At 71.8% G+C, this 4,998-nt stretch carries 3 protein-coding genes; all 3 read left to right on the plus strand.

Features of this window, described 5'->3' with window-relative positions; all coding sequences use genetic code 11:
• Positions 1–187 precede the first annotated feature (187 nt).
• A complete protein-coding gene (locus ACFXA3_RS27070) occupies positions 188–2,461 on the plus strand; it encodes an RNA degradosome polyphosphate kinase (RefSeq protein ID WP_385190957.1) in 2,274 nt (757 codons plus the stop codon).
• Positions 2,442–3,425, plus strand: a complete 984-nt coding sequence (locus ACFXA3_RS27075) for a CHAD domain-containing protein (protein WP_385190959.1) — start codon at positions 2,442–2,444, stop codon at positions 3,423–3,425. The genes ACFXA3_RS27070 and ACFXA3_RS27075 overlap by 20 nt, the downstream gene beginning before the upstream one ends.
• Positions 3,426–3,754: 329 nt before the next feature.
• Positions 3,755–4,891, plus strand: coding sequence for a phosphate ABC transporter substrate-binding protein PstS (gene pstS / locus ACFXA3_RS27080; RefSeq protein ID WP_385190961.1), 1,137 nt, complete (start codon positions 3,755–3,757; stop codon positions 4,889–4,891).
• Positions 4,892–4,998: the final 107 nt, after the last annotated feature.

The raw sequence follows: 4,998 nt of genomic DNA on the forward strand, positions 1-4,998 counted from the left end.
GGCGAGACGTACTCGTGCACCACCCGGAGCCAGGAAGCCATACGGCATTCACCGGCTCTTAAGACGCGCTTGCGACTCTCCCCGCATGCAGCCCGCTCATCGTCCGACGGCCAGAGGGCACCTCCCAGCGGTAAACGGGAGAGCTTCCGACGCGCCTGTCCTGCCGCCTGCGCGGAACAATGGAGGCATGAGCCACCAGCCCAGCGCAGGCCCCACCGAGGTCCCCGCCCAGCACCCGTCTCACCCGTCCGCCACCGCCCCCTCCGGCGCGGCGGCGAAACCCGCGCGGATCGGCTCCATAGCCGCGCACCGTCCGCATTCCGGCCTCGAGCCCGCCCTCGCGCCCGACCTCGACGCCGACCTGGACGCCTACGACGACAAGGACGGCGGCGAGCTCCCCCCGGGGCGCTTCCTCGACCGTGAGCGCAGCTGGCTGGCCTTCAACGAACGGGTGCTGGAGCTCGCCGAGGACCCCGCCACCCCCCTGCTGGAGCGGGCGAACTTCCTGGCGATCTTCGCGAGCAACCTCGACGAGTTCTTCATGGTCCGCGTCGCCGGCCTCAAGCGCCGCATCGCGACCGGCGTCGCCACCCGTTCGGCCTCAGGGCTCCAGCCGCGCGAGGTGCTCGACCTGATCTGGACGCGCTCGCGCGAGCTCATGGCCCGGCACGCCGCCTGCTTCCAGCAGGACATCTCCCCGCAGCTCGCCGAGGAGGGCATCCACCTCATCCGGTGGCCCGACCTCACCGAGAAGGAGCAGGCCCGCCTCTTCACCCTGTTCCGCAACCAGATCTTCCCGGTGCTCACCCCGCTGGCCGTGGACCCCGCGCACCCCTTCCCGTACATCTCGGGGCTGTCGCTGAACCTGGCCGTCGTCGTGCGCAACCCGGTCAGCGGGCACCGCCACTTCGCCCGCGTCAAGGTCCCGCCGCTGCTCTCCCGCTTCCTGGAGGCCTCCCCGCAGCGCTACGTCCCCCTCGAGGACGTCATCGCCGCGCACCTGGAGGAGCTGTTCCCCGGCATGGAGGTGCTCGCGCACCACATGTTCCGGGTGACCCGCAACGAGGACCTGGAGGTCGAGGAGGACGACGCCGAGAACCTCCTGCAAGCCCTGGAGAAGGAGCTCATGCGGCGCCGCTTCGGCCCGCCGGTGCGCCTGGAGGTCGAGGAGTCCATCGACCCCGGCGTCCTGGACCTCCTGGTGCAGGAGCTGAACGTCTCCGCCGCCGAGGTCTACCCGCTGCCCGGCCCGCTGGACCTGACCGGCCTGTTCGGCATCGCCTCCCTGGACCGGCCCGAGCTGAAGTACCCCAAGTTCGTCGCCGGCACCCACCGCGACCTCGCCGAGGTCGAGTCCGCGTCCGCGCCCGACATCTTCGCCGCGCTGCGCGAGCGGGACGTGCTGCTGCACCACCCGTACGACTCCTTCTCCACCTCCGTGCAGGCCTTCCTGGAGCAGGCCGCCGCCGACCCGGACGTCCTCGCGATCAAGCAGACGCTGTACCGGACCTCCGGCGACTCCCCGATCGTGGACGCCCTGATCGACGCCGCCGAATCCGGCAAGCAGGTCCTCGTGCTCGTCGAGATCAAGGCCCGGTTCGACGAACAGGCCAACATCAAGTGGGCCCGCAAGCTGGAGGAGTCCGGCTGCCACGTCGTCTACGGCCTGGTGGGCCTCAAGACCCACTGCAAGCTCTCCCTCGTCGTCCGCCAGGAGGGCGACACGCTGCGCCGCTACTCCCACGTCGGCACCGGCAACTACCACCCCAAGACCGCCCGCCTGTACGAGGACCTCGGCCTGCTCACCGCCGACCCGCAGGTCGGCGCGGACCTCTCCGACCTGTTCAACCGGCTGTCCGGCTACTCGCGCCGCGAGACCTACCGCCGGCTGCTCGTGGCCCCGCGCTCGCTGCGCGACGGCCTGATCGCGCGGATCGACAAGGAGGCCGCCCACCACAGGGCCGGCCGCCCCGCGTACGTGCGCCTCAAGATGAACTCGATCGTCGACGAGGCCCTGATCGACTCGCTCTACCGGGCCTCCCGGGCGGGAGTGCCCGTCGACATCTGGGTCCGCGGCATCTGCGCCGTGCGCCCCGGCGTCCCCGGGCTCTCGGACAACATCCGGGTCCGCTCGATCCTCGGCCGCTTCCTCGAACACTCCCGGGTCTTCGCCTTCGGCAACGGCGGCGAACCCGAAGTGTGGATCGGCAGCGCCGACATGATGCACCGCAACCTCGACCGCCGCATCGAGGCACTGGTCAGGGTCGCCGACCCGGCCCACCGCGCGGCACTGGACCGGATGCTGGAGACCGGGATGTCCGACTCCACCTCCTCCTGGCACCTGGGCCCGGACGGCGAATGGACCCGGCACAGCACGGACCACGAAGGCCAGCCGCTGCGGCACGTTCAGGAGATGCTCATAGACGCCCGGAGGCGCCGGCGTGGCTCAGCCAAACCATGACCTGACAGCACGGGGCGAGGGCTGCGCGGGTGACGTGCTCGGCACGTACCTGCGGGCCCAGGCCTCCGCCTTCCTGCGCGGGCTCCGCCTCCACGAGGAGTGGGGGTCCCCCCGGACTGAGTCCGGGGGAGGGGCCGACGCCGCGGAGGGCGGCGATGCGGCGCGCGGCCTGCGGGGGGCCGCGCGCCGGATCAGCGGGTCCCTGTCCACCTTCCGGGTGGTGACCGAGTCCTCCTGGGCCGACGGGCTGCGCACCGAGCTGGTGTGGCTGTCCTCGACCCTGGCGGACGAGCACGCGTACGCCGCCCGGCTGACCCGGCTGCTGGACGCACTGCACCGACTGTCGGGCTCGCCGGAGGTGCCCGCACCCCGGGGCGCCGCGGGCGCGCTGACGGTGGGCTCGGCGCGGGCCGGCGCCCTCCTGGAACGGCAGCTCACGCTGGCCCGGACCCGCGCCCACTCGGCGACCCTCCAGGCACTGGGCTCGTCCCGGTTCCACGCGGTCGCGGACGCGGTGGCCGTCCTGGCCTCCGAGGTGCCGCTGGACCCGGTCGCGGCCCGCGGGCGGGTCGACGAGGTCCTGGTCCCGCTGGCGGAGGTGGCCAGCACCCGGCTGGCGACGGCCGTCTCGGCGCTTCCGCACGCCGCGCAGGCGCACCCGTACAACCCCGATCACGACGGCTCCTGGCACGAGGTGCGCCGGCTGCTGCGGGTCCACCGCTACGCCCGGGAGGCCCTGGGCGAGGACGTGGCCCGGCTGGTGGTGGCCGGCGAGGCCCTGGACCGGCACCGCGACGCCGCCGAGGCCGCGGCCGCCTCGGCGACGGCCGCCCGCACCCCCCGGATCGCCCCGGCGACGGCGTACGCCCTGGGGGTCCTGCACGCCGACCAGCGGCACGAGGTGGAAGCGGCCCGCTTCGCGTTCCAGGACGTGTGGCACCCGGCCCCGGCCACCGCCCCCTGACCGATCCTTTTCGGCCACACTCCGGGTCGGCGCCCCTTGCGGGCACCGGCCCGGAACCGGACCCGAGAGGGTCACATAACGGTAACGACGGGACAACGGCGGATGACACTCCGGAGCAAACCCGACCATCCACACCGGGCTGTCCGCCACGGTTCACCGTCCGTTCACTTGTCCCGGTCGGCCGCTTCACCTGTTCTGCCTAATTTCGGTGGTGCACGGAGCGCGTCGCCGGCCCGGCCGGGCGGCACACCGTGTAACCGACGTAGTCCTCTTCGCACGCCGCCCCGATACAGAAAGCGGCCGGCGGCTTCTGGAAGGAACACCCGAAAGTGAAGCTTCAGCGCAAGAACATGCTTCGTGCCTCCGCCCTCGGCGCGCTTGTCGTGTCGGGCGCCCTGGTCCTCACGGCGTGCGGCTCGGACAACAACACGAAGGATGGCGGCTCCGCCAGCGGCAAGCCGTCGGCGGCCGCGGGCGACATCAAGTGCGACGGCGCCAAGGGCAAGCTGCTCGCCTCCGGCTCCTCCGCCCAGAAGAACGCCGTGGACCTGTGGGTCAAGAACTACATGGCCGCCTGCTCCGGCGTCGAGGTGAACTACAAGTCCTCCTCCTCCGGTGAGGGCATCGTCGCCTTCAACCAGGGAACCGTCGGCTTCGCCGGCTCGGACTCGGCGCTGAAGCCCGATGCCGTCGAGGAGTCGAAGAAGGTCTGCACCGGTGGCCAGGGCATCAACCTGCCCATGGTCGGCGGCCCGATCGCCATCGGCTTCAACGTCGCCGGCGTGGACAAGCTGACGCTGGACGCCCCCACCCTCGCCAACATCTTCAACGACAAGATCAAGAAGTGGGACGACGAGGCGATCAAGAAGCTGAACCCCGGCGTCACGCTCCCCTCCACCGCCATCCAGGCCTTCCACCGCTCCGAGGACTCCGGCACCACCGAGAACCTGGGCAAGTACCTCAAGGCCGCCGCTCCCGAGGCCTGGACGTACGAGGCCGCGAAGAAGTGGCCGGCCCCGGGCGGCCAGGCCGCGACCGGCTCCGCCGGTGTCGCCTCGCAGGTCAAGGCCGTTGACGGCGCGATCGGCTACTTCGAGCTCTCCTACGCCAGCGCGCAGAGCATCAAGACGGTCGACGTGAACACGGGAGCCGCCGCTCCGGTCAAGGCCTCCGCCGACTCGGCCTCCAAGGCCATCGCCGCCGCCAAGATCGCCGGCACCGGCTCCGACCTGGCGCTGAAGCTCGACTACACCACCAAGGCCGAGGGTGCCTACCCGATCGTCCTGGTGACCTACGAGATCGTCTGCGACAAGGGCAACAAGGCCGAGACGCTCCCGACCGTCAAGTCCTTCCTGAACTACACCGCCTCGGACGCGGGCCAGAAGGTCCTCTCCGACAACGGTTACGCGCCGATCCCGGCCGAGATCAACACCAAGGTCCGCGAAGTCATCAACTCGCTGTCCTGACGATGAGCCCGGTGCCGGGGGGGGGGCGGGGCCTCTGGCCCCGCCCCCCCCCCCCCCCCCCCCCCCCCGCCGGCGGCGCGGGGGCCCCCCCCCGCGCGGGCGGGCCC

It is taken from the genome of Streptomyces sp. NPDC059456 (assembly GCF_042750055.1).
Taxonomy (GTDB): Bacteria; Actinomycetota; Actinomycetes; order Streptomycetales; family Streptomycetaceae; genus Streptomyces.

Bases quoted from the DNA above. Each gene is read 5' to 3' on its own strand.
- ACFXA3_RS27070 (WP_385190957.1), top strand. From the start codon at position 188: ATGAGCCACCAGCCCAGCGCAGGCCCCACCGAGGTCCCCGCCCAGCAC.